The 17,062-nt window shown below is 60.1% G+C and carries 14 protein-coding genes; 4 read left to right on the top strand and 10 right to left on the bottom strand.

The features are described from left to right. Positions 1–218: 218 nt before the first annotated feature. From L904_RS10305 to L904_RS10325, 5 genes are all read right to left on the bottom strand, one after another. Entirely contained in the window at positions 219–1,100 is an 882-nt protein-coding gene (locus L904_RS10305) for a dihydrodipicolinate synthase family protein (protein ID WP_020813526.1), read from the bottom strand. After that, complete coding sequence (locus L904_RS10310) at positions 1,097–2,740, bottom strand: ABC transporter ATP-binding protein (RefSeq protein WP_035262393.1); 1,644 nt, start codon at positions 2,738–2,740, stop codon at positions 1,097–1,099. The genes L904_RS10305 and L904_RS10310 overlap by 4 nt, the downstream gene beginning before the upstream one ends. Beyond that, a complete protein-coding gene (locus L904_RS10315; RefSeq protein WP_035262396.1) occupies positions 2,733–3,656 on the bottom strand; it encodes an ABC transporter permease in 924 nt (307 codons plus the stop codon). The genes L904_RS10310 and L904_RS10315 overlap by 8 nt, the downstream gene beginning before the upstream one ends. Positions 3,657–3,671: 15 nt before the next feature. After that, entirely contained in the window at positions 3,672–4,586 is a 915-nt protein-coding gene (locus L904_RS10320; protein ID WP_035262398.1) for an ABC transporter permease, read from the bottom strand. 76 nt (positions 4,587–4,662) lie between these two features. Beyond that, a complete protein-coding gene (locus tag L904_RS10325) occupies positions 4,663–6,171 on the bottom strand; it encodes an ABC transporter substrate-binding protein (protein ID WP_035262401.1) in 1,509 nt (502 codons plus the stop codon). 323 nt (positions 6,172–6,494) lie between these two features. On the opposite strand from L904_RS10325, the gene L904_RS10330 reads away from it, so the two are divergent. Genes L904_RS10330 through L904_RS10340 form a run of 3 tightly spaced genes read left to right on the top strand, consistent with a single transcriptional unit; the run spans position 6,495 to position 9,768 of the window. Next, positions 6,495–7,691, top strand: coding sequence for an exo-alpha-sialidase (locus L904_RS10330; protein ID WP_035262403.1), 1,197 nt, complete (start codon positions 6,495–6,497; stop codon positions 7,689–7,691). Continuing rightward, positions 7,688–8,644 carry a 4-hydroxythreonine-4-phosphate dehydrogenase PdxA gene (gene pdxA, locus L904_RS10335; protein WP_059762517.1) on the top strand — a complete coding sequence of 319 codons (957 nt, stop codon included), beginning with the start codon at positions 7,688–7,690 and terminating at the stop codon, positions 8,642–8,644. Before L904_RS10330 ends, pdxA begins: the two co-directional genes overlap by 4 nt. Then, positions 8,641–9,768, top strand: a complete 1,128-nt coding sequence (locus L904_RS10340; RefSeq protein ID WP_035260772.1) for an iron-containing alcohol dehydrogenase — start codon at positions 8,641–8,643, stop codon at positions 9,766–9,768. The genes pdxA and L904_RS10340 overlap by 4 nt, the downstream gene beginning before the upstream one ends. A gap of 45 nt (positions 9,769–9,813) precedes the next feature. On the opposite strand, the gene L904_RS10345 is transcribed toward L904_RS10340, so the two are convergent. The 4 genes from L904_RS10345 to L904_RS10360 form a co-directional block, all read right to left on the bottom strand. Then, positions 9,814–10,521: a FadR/GntR family transcriptional regulator gene (locus tag L904_RS10345; RefSeq protein ID WP_035260774.1), complete on the bottom strand. Its 708-nt coding sequence runs from the start codon at positions 10,519–10,521 to the stop codon at positions 9,814–9,816. A 4-nt stretch (positions 10,522–10,525) separates the two neighbouring features. Next, the gene (locus tag L904_RS10350) at positions 10,526–11,566 is read right to left on the bottom strand and encodes a four-carbon acid sugar kinase family protein (protein WP_035260784.1); all 1,041 of its coding nucleotides are present in this window, start codon (positions 11,564–11,566) and stop codon (positions 10,526–10,528) included. Between the two features lie 233 nt (positions 11,567–11,799). Then, the gene (locus tag L904_RS10355; RefSeq protein ID WP_035260776.1) at positions 11,800–14,043 is read right to left on the bottom strand and encodes a polysaccharide deacetylase family protein; all 2,244 of its coding nucleotides are present in this window, start codon (positions 14,041–14,043) and stop codon (positions 11,800–11,802) included. A 170-nt stretch (positions 14,044–14,213) separates the two neighbouring features. Beyond that, positions 14,214–14,603 (bottom strand): acyl-CoA thioesterase, encoded by a 390-nt coding sequence (locus L904_RS10360; RefSeq protein WP_035260778.1) that lies wholly within the window; start codon positions 14,601–14,603, stop codon positions 14,214–14,216. 134 nt (positions 14,604–14,737) lie between these two features. Here L904_RS10360 and L904_RS10365 point away from each other — a divergent pair, with 134 nt between their 5' ends. Then, positions 14,738–14,971: a hypothetical protein gene (locus L904_RS10365; protein ID WP_078052121.1), complete on the top strand. Its 234-nt coding sequence runs from the start codon at positions 14,738–14,740 to the stop codon at positions 14,969–14,971. 31 nt (positions 14,972–15,002) lie between these two features. Here the strand turns inward: L904_RS10365 and L904_RS10370 are convergent, their stop codons facing one another. Then, complete coding sequence (locus L904_RS10370; protein ID WP_035260780.1) at positions 15,003–16,811, bottom strand: ABC transporter ATP-binding protein/permease; 1,809 nt, start codon at positions 16,809–16,811, stop codon at positions 15,003–15,005. Positions 16,812–17,062: the final 251 nt, after the last annotated feature.

Consider the following 17,062-nt stretch of genomic DNA (forward strand, 5'->3'; position numbering starts at 1 on the left):
CGACCACTCTGCCACCTCTCCGCATGCGCGAACGCTTGCGTTGCGCGCTCCTCTTAAACATCAATGGCGGGGCTGACAAGGGGAATTTCGTGTTTGTGTCACAAATTATTCGTCAGGGGTGAGGCTGGGGAAATGCATCGGCTTCTGGCCGTTTTCGCAGATATTTTTAAGGTGACGCGCACGATCCACAGGGGTGCGCGTCACATTCGATAGCAGCGTCAGATCCGTTGATAACGCCGCAAGATTTCCAGGATTTTTTCATCCTGCGCTTTATCCGGCAGAAGGGCCGGTTGGCGGCTGGCGCCGACGGATGGGTCCTGGAGATAAAGCGAGCGTTTGACCATAGCCGGTGCGAAGCCAAGGGCGTAGAGATCGGTGCGGAAGTCGGCGTAGATTGCCTGCTGGCGTTCGGCCTCGGTGATGTCACCGGCGTTGAAAGCATTGAGAATGCCGGCCAGCACATCCGGCAGCGCGTTGCCGAGGCCGGAAATGCAGCCGGCCGCCCCGTTCTGCAACGACCAGAGAACGAGGTGATCCGGGCCGGAATAAACCTCGAAACCGGGCATCTCCTTTGCCACCTGAAGATAGGCTTCGAGCGTCTGCTGTGCACCGCCGGAATCCTTGATGCCGGCGATATTGCCATGGGTGGCGAGTTTGCGGGCGGTTTCCGGCTCTATGTGGTTCTGGGTGCGGGCGGGAATGTCATAGAGATAGACCGGCGTTTCAACGGCGTCAGCCACCGTCGAGAAATGGCGGATCAAGCCATCCTGCGTGCAGGCGATGAAGAAAGGCGTGATGACGGCGATGCCGTCGACGCCGATGCGGTCGAAGGCTTTGGCAAGTTGCAGGGTTTCGAATGTGGCGGGCATGCCGGCATTCACGATGACTTTGGCACGGCCTGCAACTTCGTCCACCACCTCTTCCGTCAGCCGGATTTTTTCCGCATGCGTCAGCGCGGTAAAATCGCCATTGGTGCCGGCGCACATGATGTTGTTGCCGGCCGCCACCTGGCGGTGCACCTGCGCGCGGGTTGCCTCATAGTTGATGGTTTCGTCTTCGTTGAAACAGGTGACGAGCGCGACGAAAGCTTGTTTGCTCATGAAAGAACTCCGCTTGAATTTCCGATGGCGTCGCCGGCAACGGCCGGATGACGCTGGGATTGCATATCGGGGTCGGGATCGAGGCTCGCGGATAGAAGGGCACGGGTATAGGCCTCGCGCGGCGCTTCGAAAACCTGTCGGACCGTGCCGAACTCCACCACCTCTCCCCGCTGCATGACCATGACGTGATCGGCAAAATCCCGAACCACCGGCAAATCATGCGCGATGAAGATGAAGGAGAGGCCCATTTCGCGGCGCAGTTTGTCCAGCAGTGCGATAACCTGCGCCTGAACCGAGACATCGAGCGCCGAGACCGCCTCGTCGCAGATGATGAGCTTCGGTTCCAGCGCCAATGCGCGGGCAATGGCGATCCGCTGCCGCTGGCCGCCGGAGAACTGGTGCGGATAACGGCGCATATGTTCCGGCGAGAGACCCACCTGATGCAGCAATTCCGCAACCCGCTCACGCCATCTTGCCTTGGGCAATATCTCCGGATGGATGACCCAGGCCTCGGAAATCAGCTGAAACACCGTCATGCGGGGATTGAGCGACTGGGTGGGATCCTGAAACACCATCTGCAAATCGCGCCGGAGCGCGAAGAGTTCGGCAGGCGGAAGCTTGAAGAGGTCGCGACCCTTCCACAAGGCGCTGCCCGTATCCGGCTCGTCGAGGCGAAGTAGAATACGCGCCAACGTCGATTTGCCGGAACCGCTTTCGCCGACGACCGCGATGGTTTCGCCTTCCATGAGGTCGAAGGAAACGCCCTTCAGCGCCTCGAAGGCGCCGTAACGCTTGCGCACGTCGCGCACGCTGAGCAGCGCTTCGCCCGTCGCCTGCGGCTCGTGCATGTCGCCCCTGCCGGGTGCTGCGCTGATGAGCTTGCGGGTATAGGGGTGCTGCGGATTGCGATAGACCTCACGAACCGTGCCGGCCTCGACCAGAACGCCCTTTTCCATCACCACCACCCGGTCGGCAATTTCGGCAACGACGCCGAGATCGTGGGTGATGATGAGCACCGCCATGCCGGTTTCCCGCTGCAATTCCTTGAGCAGCGAAAGCACCTCGGCCTGCACCGTCACGTCAAGCGCGGTGGTCGGTTCATCCGCGATCAGGAGATCGGGCCGAAGCGCCAGCGCCATGGCGATCATGACGCGCTGGCGCTGACCGCCGGAAAATTCATGCGGATATTTCTTCAAGGCCCCGTCCGGGTCGGGAATGCCGACGCGAGCGACAAGCCGCCTCGCCTCCGCTTCGGCCTTTGCCTTGTCCATGCCGTGGGTGGTCATCGCCTCACGGATCTGCCAGCCGACGGTATAGACCGGATTGAGATGGCTGAGCGGGTCCTGAAAGATCATGGCGATACGCCGGCCGTTGATTTCGCGGCGCGCTTCGGCCGGCATGGTCAGAACGTCTTTGCCATCAAGTAATATCTGGCCGCTGCTGATATGTCCGGGCGGCATATCGATGAGGTTCATGATGGCCGAGGACGATACCGACTTGCCCGAACCGCTTTCGCCGAGGATGGCCAGCGTTTCGCCACGGTCGATATGATAGGAGACATCCTTCACCGCATGGACGACACCGCTTGCGGTGTGGAACTCCACGGAAAGGTTGCGCACGTCGAGAAGATGGTCAGCCATGCTTGCGGCCTTTCATTTCCAGCCGCCAGCGCTGCACGGGATCAAGCGCGATGCGCAGCCAGTTGGAAAGCAGGTTGAGCGACAGGGTGGTGAGGATGATGGCAAGTCCCGGCCAGAAGGACAGCCACCAGGCATTGGTAAGATATTGCCGCCCCTGCGAAATCATCAGGCCCCAGGTGATTTCCGGCGGCTGAATGCCGATGCCGAGGAAGGACAGCGCGCTTTCCGCCAGCATCACATAGGCGAAATCGAGCGTGGCGAGCGTCGTCAGCGTCGGCAACACGACGGGCAGGATGTGGCGGAACAGGATGCGTTTGCCCGATGCACCCATGACCCTTGCCGCCTGCACGAACATGCGTTCGCGCACCTCCAGCACCTCCGCCCTCGTGGTGCGGATGTAAACGGGAATGCGGGTGATGGCGAGAACCAGCATCAGGTTGAGGATGGAGGAGCCAAGCAGATAAAGCACGATGACCGCGATCAGCAGCGACGGGAACGACATGATCACATCGGCGAGCCGCATGATGATCTGGCCGACACGGTTGGAGGAAAAACCGGCGATCAGCCCGAGCACGGTGCCGGTGATGGCGGAAAGAAGCACCGCGCCGGCGGCGATCATCAGCGTATTTTGCGTGGCAGCGACAATGCGCGCGAGAAGCGAACGGCCGAGCGCATCCGCCCCCAGCCAGAAATACCACTCGCGCTGCCAGTCGAACGGGGCGAGGTTGCGCCCGCGCAGGTTCTGTTTCGTCGCCAGATCGCCAAGCCAGGCAGGGCCGACAAAAGCGAAGATAACGACGATGATGAGGAAGATCGCGGCGCAGAGCGCGAATTTATCCGCCCACAACATGCGCAGCATGCGTGTTGCGAAGGACGGCTCGGCGATGATCTCGGTGTCGGCGCTGGAAAGGCTCATGGCTGAACGGCCTCCTCAGTGCCGGATACGCGGATCGAGGAGCGCATAGGCGATATCGATCAGAAGATTCATCAGGAAGATCGCCAGCGCGGTCACGAGAATGGCGGCCAGCACGACGTTGAAATCGCGCTGCAGAATGGAATCGATCATCAGCTTGCCGACACCGGGAAAACCGAAAATGGTCTCGACGATGACCGCGCCGTTGAGAAGGCTTGCCGCCTGATCGCCAATGACGGTGATGACCGGCAGCATGGCGTTTCGCAAAGCGTGAATGAAGATGATCGGACCCGACTTCACACCCTTGGCGCGCGCCGTTTTGACATAGGCCGAAGACAAAGCGCCGATCATCGAGCCGCGCACCACCTGCACGATAATGCCGAAGGGGCGCACGAACAGGACCGCGATCGGCAATATCCAGTGCAGCACGGAGCCCGTGCCCGACGTGGGCAGCCAGGCGAGATTGACGGAGAAGACGACGATGGCAACGATCGCCAGCCAGAAATCAGGCACGGATGCACCGATGAGCGAGATGCTCGAGGCCATGCGGTCGAAGAAGCCGCCGGAGCGGAAAGCCGCAAGCGAACCGATGACGATGGCGGCGGTGGTAACGAGCGACATGGTGATGACCGCAAGCCACAGCGTCCAGACGAAAGCCTCCAGCACCACATCCAGCGCCGGGCGGGCTTTTCTGAGAGATTCTCCGAGATCACCCGTCATCACATCGCCCGCATAACGCAGGAACTGCACCATCAGCGGATCGTTCAGCCCGTGCAACGCCCGGAACTGCTGCTTCAACTCTTCCGACGCCTCGACCGGCAGAAATAAGGCGGCCGGGTCCCCCGTCAGGCGGGACAGGAAGAAAACCATGACGATGAGGCCGATCAGGGAGATCAGGCTTGCAACGGAACGTTTTCGGATGAAGCTCAGCATGGTTGCCTCCGGTTTTTCAATGCGGCGGCGAAGCTTTCGCCGCGCCGCCGCTTCTCAATTGACAAGACGCGGGGTCTTATTTGATGCCGATTTCCGAAAGCTGCAGCATCGAGTTAGTGGCGATGGTGGGCTTGAAGTCCAGCCGCTCGGAGACGCGGGAGAAGCCGACCATGTGGAACAGCAGCACATCCGCCACCACATCGTCGTGCAGATAAGCGATGAGTTCCGACCAGAGCTTGGCGCGCTCGTCGCCGACCGCTGCGGATGCACGTTCGATCAGATCGTCCACCTTCTTGTCCGAGAAACCGGACTGCGTGCCCTTGGTCGCATATTTGAAGAACATGGTGAAGGACGGGTCGCCCTTTGAGTTGTCGTGCATGGCGGCGACGATCTGCGGTCCGCGGCCTTCCTTGAAGGGCTTGGAGTAATAGCTTTCGTGCTCGGCCACTTCCACGAATTTCAGGTCGATCTTGAAGCCGACATCCTGCAATTGCTGCTGGATCGCCTCCATGATCTCGGTGACGTTGGGGAAGTTAGCGGTACGCGCGATGATGGTGATCGGCGTATCCACCTTCACACCGGCAGCCTTGGCTTCCTCGAGCAGCTTTTTTGCGCCCTCGGGGTCATAGGGGAAGACCTTGACGTCAGGGTTCCAGCCAAGCGTGGTCGGCGGAACGAGCGCGGTGGCCAGCACTGCACCTTCCGGAACCAGCGTGCCGAGGAAGGCCTGCCTGTCGATGGCGAGGTTGAGCGCGCGGCGCACCCGCACATCGTTCAGAGGCGCAATATTATGATCGAGACGCATATAGACCGTCTCGCTGTCGAGATAGGAAAAGTCGGTCTTCGTATTGGTAGCGTCGAGCTGCGAAATGGAAGGCGAAAGATCGGCTTCGCCGGTCTGCACCATGGCGGCGCGAACCGAAGGATCGGCGCGGAAAAGATAGGTCGCTTCCGTCACCTGCGGCTTGACGCCCCAATAATCGTCGCGCGCGGTGAGGACAATCTGTTGGCCCGGCGTCCAGTTGGTCAGCTTGTAAGGCCCGGTGCCGACAGGCTCGCGGATGAATTCCATCCTGGTTTCTTCGGGAACGATGGTGACGAGCGACATCAGCAGCGGCAGAATGGGCTGCGCCGGGTCGGTCTTGAAGTCTATCGTGTGATCATCAACGATCGACGGGGTCACCGTCATGCCGCCGAAATAACGACGGGACTCGCAGGCGTTCTTGTCGCTCATGATGCGTTCGAAGCTGTGCTTGACGTCTTTGGCGTCAAATGCCGTGCCGTCGGAAAACTTCACGCCTTCACGCAGGTGGAAACGCCAGCTTCCGTCGGCATTCTGCTCCCACTTCTCGGCAAGGCGCGGCTGAACACCCTTCTTGCCGCGCACATCGAGCTCGGTCAGCGTCTCGCTGACATTTTCCATGATGATGCGGCCGATATTGGAGCGGGTGGCCATGCAGGGCTCAAGCAGGTCCGCCTCTTCCGCCAGCACGATCTTGATCGGCCCCGATGCCGCGAGCGCCGGCGAAACCGCGGCGCTGAGGGAACCCAAGACCAGGGCGCCCGCAATCAATGACTTCTTCATTCCGTTCTCCTCCCAGATTCAGAAATTCAGCAACATGGCGGCGCGCCGCAAGGGGCATCTGAAAAATCCCCATCTCCTGCATTGAGGAGCATGACATGCGGATGATTGTCTCCTCCACCCGTAGACAGAGCATCGACGGTATCGCATTTTTTGTCAATTTATTTTTCTAATACAATTTTTATTCAAGCCAAATCTCTTATTTTTATCATTTAAAAACATTGGTTTAATTCAGAAAATCAAAAATATATGATCCTCTTTTTTTATCAAATAAACTTGACAACTTTTCGAATATGTCATTTTCATCGGAACAAGAGGAGACCACGATGACCCCTGATGACATCGCTCACGCCATGACCGGAGCCATCCATGCCGTGTCGCAAAACCGGCAGGAAGCGTTCCTGCCGTCACCCATGATCCAGAACCATGCGAGCTTCCTGCACCTTCTGGATGACGGCACCCTGCTCTGCGCCTGGTTCGGCGGCACGCTGGAAGGAAAATCGGATATTTCGATTTTCGCATCCGTGCTGACAGCGGGTGCAACCCGCTGGGGACCGCCGCAGCGCCTGAGCCACGACCCCGCCCATTCCGAACAGAACCCGGTTCTCTTCACCGCGCCGGATGGCGTCCTTTGGCTGTTTCACACAGCCCAGCCCTCCGGCAATCAGGATGAATGCCGCATTCGCATGGCGCGGGTCACACGCGACACGGCAGTACCGGAAAAGCTGTCCGCCGAGGCCGGTCGCTTTCTCGACCTTCCGAAAGGCTGCTTCATCCGAGCACCGCTGCGCATCCGCGATGACGGCGCCTGGCTGCTGCCGATCTTCCGCTGCATCCAGCGCCCCGGCCAGAAATGGAACGGCAGCCATGATACGGCAGCGCTCGGCATATCCACGGACAATGGCGCGACTTGGCAATTGCAGGAGCTGGAGGAATCAACCGGCTGCGTGCATATGAGCCCGGTCGCAGTGACGAATGCGGACTACGCCGCCTTCTTCCGCCGTCGTCAGGCTGATTTCGTCTATCGCACGGAAAGCGCCGATGGCGGCCGCTCATGGTCAAAGCCGCAGCCGACCGATGTGCCCAACAATAATTCCTCCATTGCCGTGATCAGTCTCAACGATGGCAGGCTGGCTATGATCTGCAACCCCGTCAACGCCGCGCAGTCGAGTGATCGCCGCGCCTCGCTTTATGACGAGCTGGGAGAGGACGACGACAGGCCGGATGCCGATCCGAGCGGCGGCTGTGTGCCGGTCTGGGGCGTGCCGCGCGCGCCGGTTTCGATCTGCCTGTCCGACGATAACGGGCGCAGTTTTACCGCCCGAATCCTGATCGAAGACGGGCCGGGCACCTGCCTTTCGAACGATTCGACCGATGGGCGCAATCTGGAAATGTCCTATCCGTGGCTTCTGGAAGCGCCGGACGGTACGCTGCATGCGAGCTACACCTATCATCGCCGCGCAATCAAATATGTCCGGCTGGCGCCCGGCTGGGCTAACGAGAACGACGGGAGACAAAGATGAGCAACATCATTGGCATCACCATGGGCGACCCCTGCGGCGTCGGCCCCGAGATCACGGTGCGGGCGCTCGCAGAAATGTCTGCCCCGGATCGTGCGGCGACGCGGATTTACGGCAACCTCGCCACGCTGGAAGCGGCGCGGGATGCGCTCGGCGTTGATATCGATCTCACTCAACATGTGGTCGACCTGCCTGTGGAGGGCGCACCGCTGCCCTGGGGAACATTGTCTCCAGTGGCCGGAGACGCCGCTTTCCGTTTCATCGAAAAGGCCGTTCGCGATGCCGAAGCGGGCGCAATCGGCTGCATCGTCACCGCGCCGATCAACAAGGAAGCCCTGAATCTCGCCGGTCATCATTATGACGGGCACACCGGCATGTTGCGAAGCCTCACCGGCTCCTCGGCGGCCTATATGCTGCTTGCTTCCGAACGGCTGAAGGTCATTCACGTTTCCACCCACGTCTCCCTGCAGGAGGCCATTCGCCGGGCGACGACGGAGCGGGTGCTGGCAACCATCCGCGCCGGCAACGCGCATCTGAAACGCATCGGTTACGATCGACCGCGCATCGCGGTTGCGGGCATCAACCCACATTGCGGTGAAAACGGCCTGTTCGGCACCGAGGATGACGACCAGATCGCACCTGCGGTCGCCGCTGCCCGCGCCGAAGGCATCGAGGTGCAGGGACCGATTTCCGCCGACACCGTGTTCCATCGGGCTTATTCCGGCGCTTTCGATCTCGTCGTCGCGCAATATCACGATCAGGGCCATATCCCGATCAAGCTTGTCGCTTTCGACACCGCCGTCAATGTCTCTGTCGATCTGCCGATAGACCGCACCTCCGTCGATCACGGCACGGCTTTCGATATCGCCGGCAAGGGCATCGCCAATCACGGCAACATGAATGCGGCCATCGCCTATGCGCGCAAGCTGGTGGCGGGCAAGGAGCGGAAGGAATGAGCACCATGTCGACAGCTCCCATTCTCATCCACCAGCCACGACGGCTTGCCGTCGGCGCTGGCACCATTTCCCAGGTCGGCACCTGGGCGGGAAAAACCGCATCGACCCTCATTATCGCCACACCGTTGACGGCAAAATTTGCCGAACGGCTGCAATTGCAGGGCCCTTTCACGATCTTCGATGCCATTCCCGGCGAGCCCGACACCGCAACGCTCGATGCAGCCCTTGCCGCAGCACGCGCCGCCAAGCCGGATCTCGTCATCGGCCTCGGTGGCGGTTCGGTAATGGATGTGGCGAAGCTGGTCGCTGCCCTCTGGAATTCCGGCCAGGCGCTTGCGGATGTGGCAGGGCCGAACAGGGTTGCCGGGCGCGACACACGGCTGGTGCAGATCGCCACCACCGCCGGCACCGGCTCGGAGGCCGGCATCCGCTCGCTCATCACAGACCCGGTGAAAGGCAACAAGATCGCGGTCGAAAGCCCTCATCTGATCGCGGATTTCGCCGTGCTCGATCCGGAGCTCACCTATTCCGTGCCATCGGCCGTTACGGCGGCAACGGGGGTGGATGCCATGGCCCATTGCGTCGAAGCCTTCACCAACCGCAAGGCCCATCCGATGATCGACGGTTTCGCCCGCATGGGTTTTGCGCTGGTCGGCAAATATCTGGCGCGCGCCGTTCGCGACGGTGCGGATACTGAAGCGCGGGAAGGCATGATGCTCGCTTCCTATTATGGCGGCATCTGCCTCGGCCCGGTCAATACGGCGGCCGGCCATGCCATCGCCTATCCGCTCGGCACGCTTCTTAACCTGCCGCACGGGCTGGCGAACGCCATCGTCTTTCCGCATGTTCTGGCCTTCAACCAGCCTGCGGTTTCGGCGAAGACGGCGGAAGTGGCGGGAGCGCTCGGGCTTCGCGAACACCTTTCGCCCGATGATTTGCGCAAGGCGGCAACGGATTTCTGCGCCGGGCTCGGCATCGAAATGTCGCTCGCACGGCATGGCGCGACTGAGGCCGACCTTCCCCGCTACGCTGAGGATGCGCATGCCATCCGCCGGCTGATGGACAATAATCCCGTCGACATGAGCGTCGAGGACGTGCTCGGCATTTACCGCCACGCCTTCTGAGCAAAAATCCGGTGCGCGGACGCGCATCGGTCTTCGGTCACCCGCTTAATCCGCGTGCGAAGACTCGAACAGGCGGTCGCGCGATCCGGTCAGGTGCTGGAGCATCAACTGGCGCGCCGCCTCTGCGTCCCCATCGGCAATCGCCTTTGCGATTGCCTCATGCTCGGCGAAAACACGCGTCAGGCCGGACGCCTCCCGCTTCACCGACATGCCGTGAAACTTCATTCCCATTGCAATATGGTCCTTGAGCGCTTCCATCGCGGTGGAGAAATAACTGTTTCGCGCCGCCCGCGCGATGGCGAGGTGGAACTGATAATCGGCATCCTCGCGGTGGGACTGGCGATTGGTCGCATCCCGCATCAGCTCGAGCGCCTTCCGGATCGCCGCAAGTCTCTCGCCATCGTGCCGCAAGGCTGCCGCAGCCGCCGCAGCCGGCTCCAGCGTCAGCCTGAATTCGTAACAGTTGAGAAGATCAGCGACATTTTCAAGCTGCCCGAAGCCGAGCGGCTCGCGCAGGCCGAAAGCCCTGACATAGCTGCCGGAGCCTCTGCGGGAATAAATGAACCCCTGCTCGCGCAGCCGCCGCAACGCCTCGCGCACGACAGGTCGCGACACTTCGAATTCCATGGCGAGTTCATGCTCTGTCGGCAGCCGCTCATCCGGCTTGTAGGCCCCGGATTTGATCGCCCGGTGCATTCTCTCGAAAATAATGTCCGGAAGTGCCTTGCGCGCCGTTTCTTTCATCAGCCCCATCTGGTCAGCTCTCTCCAGCGTCATTGTCGCCAAGCATCATTTTCGCGATCCGTTTCAACGTGTCAGCTTGCCCAAAACCGCCGGATTTCGCAATGATGCATTGATCTCCGGACCAGCCTACCCCGAGACCCGGCAGGCATTCGCCGGCAAGACGCAGACGTGAAATGCCCATGGCCCGCAGCACGGCTTCTGCCGTGGCTCCACCCGATAACAGCAGCCTTGCCGCCCTGACGGTCAAATGCGGCACGACGCCTTCCGCCAACCGGTCTGAAACCGCAAGCGGCGACAGATTTTCCTTACCCTGCGTCGCTTGAACCAACGTCAGACCGGCACCCTCATCGGTGTGTCGTGGCATGACGCCATTCGGCGCCTCCACGATCGAGACAGGCCCAACGCTTTTGAGAACGTCAATCTGCTCCACCGTGATCGGGTCGCGAGACCCGATGACAAAAAGCCCCTTGCCGGGTGGAATGAACGCCGCTTCAGGAACAGCCTGCGCCGTCATCGCTTCAGCCAGCACCTCGGCAAGTCCACGCGCGCCGACCAGAAGATCGGCCCCTTCCGCCTGCGCGGCGGCGAGAGCTTCCCTGATATCGCCCTTTGATCGCGTGTCGGGTATCGTGCAGCGGCCGGCATGTGCGCCCAGCCTTTCATGAACCGGAATGGCAGCTTCCACACCAAAGCCGGAAACGGCTCCGCCCATAACGACGCGTCCGAAATCCGGAATGGCGGGCGCCACAAGCGCGTGCCGATAGGAAATCGCATCCATTTCCGCCGCAATATGCCCTTTCAGGCGGGAATCGATCTTCTTGAAAAGGATAGTATCGGCCGGAACCAGCCCCAACAGTTCTTGCGTGCGAAGCCGGGCTTCATCCGCCTCGCCATCGCGGCAGCCGAGATTGACGCTAAGGACGGCAGGCGCATCCGCGAGCGCCGCGCGCACGCCGTCAAGCCCTATCGCAACCTCGGTCGCCAGCCCACGCCCGGCAAAGGGGGCGGCGGCATCGAGCGCTCCGGTCAGATCATCGGCAAAAATCAGCAGCACGGGTGAGGCCTTCATAAAAGTTGTAATGTTTTACGTCAATAAATTTATTTATAATCAATAGATAAATGGATGTGAATAACAAAAATTATGGCGCAGCTTTTCGGGCTGGCCAATCGGCCGCAAAGGGGCTCAAAGGACGAGAGAAGAAATCGTAAACGGCAAAAGAGAACGCCAAACGCGGGCCGCAGCCATATATGGCGAGACGGCCGAGCGATGACGAACGAACAACGGCGCTAGATGAACCGGAAGGGCAGGCCCGAGATGAGCGCCTTGACGAAGCGCTTTTTCTGAAAGCGTCCATTCAGCGATACGCGCGGCAACTGCGTCGGCTTTTCAAGGCTGTGGGAACCGATAACGCCAGCCTGCGTGGTTACGGCCGCGGAAAATCCTGCATCGTGAACCGCTTTCGCTTCGCGTTCTCCCACGGCCTTCACCCAGCCATAGGGATAGGAAAAGGACCGTGGCCGATGGCCGGCATAAGCTTCCACACGGCGCGTCGATTCCGCAATTTCATAAGCCAGACGCGCCGCATCGACCTTGCGCATATTCACATGCGTCATGGTATGCGCGCCGAAATGCACCAGAGGGTCCTCCGCCAGCGCCCTGAGCTCATCTTCATCCATAACAAGTTCGTCCACGATCGCGATGGGATCGACGCCATGCTGCCTCGCGACACGATCGATCCTTTCCACGGCCTCGTCCTCCGAAAAGTTCTGGACGAAATCTTCAAGCCGCGTGAATGCCTCCGCTTTCTGCGAAGGGCTGGCGCATGCCACCTGCTCCGGCCCCGCCCCGAAATCGAATTCGAACGACGCGGCTTTCTGCGTCAGGGCAGCGGCGGTTTCCCACCAGAGGCTGCGTGTTCGCTCCACAAAACCCGGCGTGATGAAAATCGTGTAGGGAACGGCATATTTACGGAAGATCGGCGCGGCATAGTCGGCATTGTTTCGATAGCCGTCATCAAGCGTGAAGGCGCAGAACGACCGGCCCTCGTGATTATCGGCAAGCAGAGCCGGCAGATCGTGCAGATGGACTGGAACGAGACCGCATTCGAGAGCGGCCTGTATCGCCTCTTCCAGAAATTGCGGCGTCACGGACAATTGCACATTGGGTGCGAAAGCCGAAACAGCCCTTCCGGGGCGCACATGATGAAGCGTGAAGATCACACCACGCCCGGCGAAAGACGGAAATGCCGAACGGACGGCCGGGAGAGAACTCACCTCCAGCCCCGCCCTTATGGCTCCATATTTCACAAGGCGTTTTATCGGCTGAAAAAACATCCTCCCCGATTGTCCTGATGTCAGGCCGGGAAGAAGGCGTTTTCTCACGACTCTCGAGACCGTCAGCGGCAGATCGATCAGGCCCGGCAAGGGATCGTTCGGCGCAAAGGCGGCCCAGCTGCGGATATTGCCCAGAGACGCGAAATAGTCGCCGATTTTGGCCTGCCCCCTCCTGGCCAATGTGAAGGCGGCAACGGCATCGCGGACAAGATAGGACCAGGAAACGCCCTGTCGCACATTGCCGGGCTGGCCGACCGGCTCGCCATTGGCGACCCGCCATAGCAGGGCGCCAAGGTCGATGCCCGCCGCAGAGCAAAGGCCAAACCACGACCATGGGCGCGGATTGACATCGAGCAGCTTGAGTTTCCCGTCCCGGCCGTCGAGCTTGAATTCCGCCTCGACCAGCCCGCTATGGCCGGCCGATTTCAGTATTTTTCGGGCCGCATCCACCGCTTGCCCGTTGTCGACGACCTCGACGCGGGTGCTGGTATAGCCGAAATCGACGGGATATTGCCGCGCGCGCCGAGCGGTGAATTCCGCTACCGGCTCTCCGTTCAGCCAGAGCGCCGCGTAGGAGAACTGGCTTTCTCCCCCACCCGGAATGAGTTCCTGCACGACGACATTGCCGGCGCCGATCTCTCCACTTGCATCGGCAAAAGCCGTTTTCAGAGCATGTCGGTCATCGGCGCGAATGACTTTCGCCCTGGCGATGGTGGTATCGCCACCGCCCATATTCGGCTTGAGAATGACGGGAAACAATATGTCCAGCGTATCGATGTCAGCGGCCGATGCCAGCGCATAGGTTCGCGGAATACTGACGCCAAGTTCTGCGGCGCGCTGATAAAGCAGCGGTTTTTCGCAGAGCCATTGCAGCGCCGTCCAATCCGGCAGGATGATTTTGTAGAGCGAGGACAGTTCCTCACGATGCTGCGCAACGAGCTGGACCTCTCCATCGCCGGACGGCACCAGCAGACAGCCCTTCAAACCATGCTTGTCGGCCATTTGACGCAGGAACGGCAGTGCCCCGGCATCATGCGGGCCGGCCCAGCGGATTGTTTCCCGCACGAAACGCGACCAACCCGGCAAAGGGGAATCGTGGGTGAGGTAATAAACAGGCACATTCAGGGCGCCGAGGCTGCGGGCAAGGGCGAGCGTGCCGTGAGCGCCGCCGACAATAACAACACCTGGAATGGTCAAAGCCTGATCCCCGTCCTATTCCATATCTTGATCGCAAAAATTGATAAATAAATTGGATATTTCTAAAGTATTGAGCGGACGGATATCGAATTGTAAAAAATCCGAAACGCCTATGCTTTTAATCTTTCACAGGCGCTTCGGAATTGCTTTGAAAAAAAGCGGAAGCCGCCTCACGCCTCCTTGCGGACAGGACGCGGATCGCCGTTGTCGTCCACCGCGACCATGATGAAGACGGCCTCCGTCACCTTTTCGCGTGAATCCTGATAGTGCCTGCGGGTCCAGGCCTCGATCTTTAACGTGACGGAGGTGCGGCCGATCTTTTCGATTTTGGTGTAGACACACAATGTATCGCCGATCTTGACCGGCTTCTTGAAGACGATCTCATTGACTGCGACGGTGACGGTGCGGCCGCCGGCCACATCATTGGCGCGGACGAAAGCGGCAAGGTCCATCTGCGACATGACCCAGCCGCCGAAAATATCGCCGGCCGGGTTGGCATCGGCGGGCATCGCAAGCGTTCTGAGCGTGAGTTCCATATCGGCGGGCGGTTGCTGGTCCATGTCTCAAAGTCCTTTCACAAGCCTCCCGCTGCCGGACTTAAACAACCGCACCCCATCCGCCAATAGCCGATTTGTCGCGGCAGCCCTTCCAAAACAGCAAGGAATCACAGAGCCATCGTAAGCTTCGGTTAACCATGATGAGGCACGATTCCAAAAAACGCGAGGGCGTGCGAATGGCCTATGACTGGAGTGGAAACAACACAATACAGCAGCGCTACGACCGTATCGTCCTGGCGGTCGCCAGCGTCGTCGCCATCAGCCTGGCGACCGGCACCCTTGCCCTGCGTTCGCAGGTGGAGCCGGACACCACCATAAGCCTTGCCAAACAGCAGCGACTCGATTCGGACAAATGGCATTTGCGGCTCTAGTCGGCCCCGAACAGTCGAATGGCCCAATGACCTATTCCGGAGCGCTCCCAGCCCTGGCGATATTTTCCTTCTGCGCGGTATGGTCGAGATGTGCCACAGCCGGAGCGAGAACCGACAGGAATGTTTCCGACCGGCCGATATAGATGATCGCCGCACCCTCGATCCCGTTCAGAACTTCCGCCAGCGTATCCTGCGTCTGTTTTTCCAGCCCTTCGAGCAAATCATCGATAACGAGGAATTTCGGCTTCAGCAGCAGGGCATTGGCCACCCGGATGCTGGCCTGCTCATCCGAATCCAGTTTTTTATCCCAGCGAATATTTTCCTCGAGACGGGATGCCATCTCGCCAAGCCCGCAGGCAGTGAGCGCCGAGACATAATCCGTATCGGTAAAACGCTGGGGAGCGCGCGGATAGGCGAGGATTTCACGCAGCGATCCCGCCGGCAGATAGCCGTGCTGGGCAATGAAAAGCGTGTCGGACTGCTCGGGCATCTCGATCTTGCCCTGTCCCCAGGGCCACAGGCCCGCCATGGCCGCAAACAGCAACCTTCGGTTCACGCCCTGCTCGCCATTGATCATCAGCCGTTCGCCCAGCCCGATCTCGACTTCGCTCTCGCGCAGCTGGAAGCCGCGATCCAGATCCTGCCCACCCGCATCGCGGCAGATCACTACCGACTGGAGACGGATTTTTTCATTCTCCGCGCTGCGTTGCAGATCGATCGCCAGGCCGTGCTGTTCGACGCTGTCCATCTGGATAAGCGCGTTACGGAACACCGAAACGCGCTGCAACGTTGCTTTCCAGCTGGCGATCGGCCCGAAATTGTCGATGTACCAGCGCAGCGCCGTGTTAACCTGGTTGAACGCACCGACGGCCATCATCAGCCCGCCGAAGGTGAGGTTGCCGGAAAAATAAACCGGAGCCGCGATCAGGATCGGCGCCACCACCGCCAGCCAGCCATATCCTGCCGAAACCCACGTCAGATGCGTCAGCGCCATGGCGAGCCCGCGAATGACGCCGAGCACCGCATCAATATCGATGCCTATCCGCCGCCTTTCGTTCTTTTCGCCGCGCGCAAGGGCAATGGCGGCAAGATTTTCGCTGGCCCGCATCAGTGAGAAGCGAAGCTCCGCCTCTTTGGAATAACGCTCGGCATTCAGCCCCACCAGCCGATAACCGACGAGATTGCTGAGCAGGGAAGCCGAACCGGCGTAAAGGATCGCCGCCCAGACCATATAGCCGGGGATCGCATAGGTATCGCCGCTGATGGTGATGGCAAAGCCGGCCGAGAGCGACCAGAGGACGCCGATAAAGCTGACGAGCAGGATCGTCGCATTGACGAGACCGATGGAAAGCGCCGTGCTGCTTTCAGCCAGATTGCGGACATCGTCATGCAGGCGCTGGTCGGGGTTGATCGCAATCGTGCCGAAACCGGCAAGACGCGCAGCCCGCCCCGGTTTCAGCCATTGATCCACCATATCCTTGGCAAGGCCCTCGCGCATGTTCAGCGCCGTCATCTGATTCAGCCAGGTCTGGATGACGTTGAGGAGAAGCAACAGCCCCGCGATGATGGCGAAGACCTCCAGCTGGTGAATGAAGGCGGCAAGATCGCGCCGCTCCAGCGCGTTGTAAAACGGCGCGTTCCATTCATTGAGCCTGATCTGCCCATAGGCGGTAAGCAATATCACCGTGAGCAGCGCTATCGACAGCAAGATCAGCCGGGTGCGCACCGGCGAGGTCCAGAAGGCACGCCCCATCATGCGCAGCTGCGCCGGGAAATCGAGATCGAAACCCGAAAGATTAGCCGCGCTTTTGCGCTGATCGTCGGTCACCGTTGTTGCCATTCATTCCATTCCGAAACGTCAGTCGGCAAAGAAAGCGGGTCGCGATTCTGCGCCTTTCGTTGCCAAGCAATAACACGCCGTTCGACCTTGTCCACAATCCCGGCGAAATCTCAGTGGCGATGATTGAAAAGCCCGGACAATTCTTACCTCGGGCAAATATCGCGGCCTCGACCAACAATGCGGTTGCCCCCGGAAATGATCCTTGCTTTCTTTTCCTGCATTGCACAAAATCCGAATAATTTCAGAGGGGC

It is taken from the genome of Agrobacterium sp. LY4 (assembly GCF_001526585.1).
GTDB classification, from domain to species: Bacteria; Pseudomonadota; Alphaproteobacteria; order Rhizobiales; family Rhizobiaceae; genus Agrobacterium; species Agrobacterium leguminum.

Coding starts and splice junctions, on each gene's coding strand:
- L904_RS10305 (WP_020813526.1), bottom strand. CDS start 1,100: ATGAGCAAACAAGCTTTCGTCGCGCTCGTCACCTGTTTCAACGAAGAC.
- L904_RS10310 (WP_035262393.1), bottom strand. CDS start 2,740: ATGGCTGACCATCTTCTCGACGTGCGCAACCTTTCCGTGGAGTTCCAC.
- L904_RS10315 (WP_035262396.1), bottom strand. CDS start 3,656: ATGAGCCTTTCCAGCGCCGACACCGAGATCATCGCCGAGCCGTCCTTC.
- L904_RS10320 (WP_035262398.1), bottom strand. CDS start 4,586: ATGCTGAGCTTCATCCGAAAACGTTCCGTTGCAAGCCTGATCTCCCTG.
- L904_RS10325 (WP_035262401.1), bottom strand. CDS start 6,171: ATGAAGAAGTCATTGATTGCGGGCGCCCTGGTCTTGGGTTCCCTCAGC.
- L904_RS10330 (WP_035262403.1), top strand. CDS start 6,495: ATGACCCCTGATGACATCGCTCACGCCATGACCGGAGCCATCCATGCC.
- pdxA (WP_059762517.1), top strand. CDS start 7,688: ATGAGCAACATCATTGGCATCACCATGGGCGACCCCTGCGGCGTCGGC.
- L904_RS10340 (WP_035260772.1), top strand. CDS start 8,641: ATGAGCACCATGTCGACAGCTCCCATTCTCATCCACCAGCCACGACGG.
- L904_RS10345 (WP_035260774.1), bottom strand. CDS start 10,521: ATGGGGCTGATGAAAGAAACGGCGCGCAAGGCACTTCCGGACATTATT.
- L904_RS10360 (WP_035260778.1), bottom strand. CDS start 14,603: ATGGACCAGCAACCGCCCGCCGATATGGAACTCACGCTCAGAACGCTT.
- L904_RS10365 (WP_078052121.1), top strand. CDS start 14,738: ATGATGAGGCACGATTCCAAAAAACGCGAGGGCGTGCGAATGGCCTAT.
- L904_RS10370 (WP_035260780.1), bottom strand. CDS start 16,811: ATGGCAACAACGGTGACCGACGATCAGCGCAAAAGCGCGGCTAATCTT.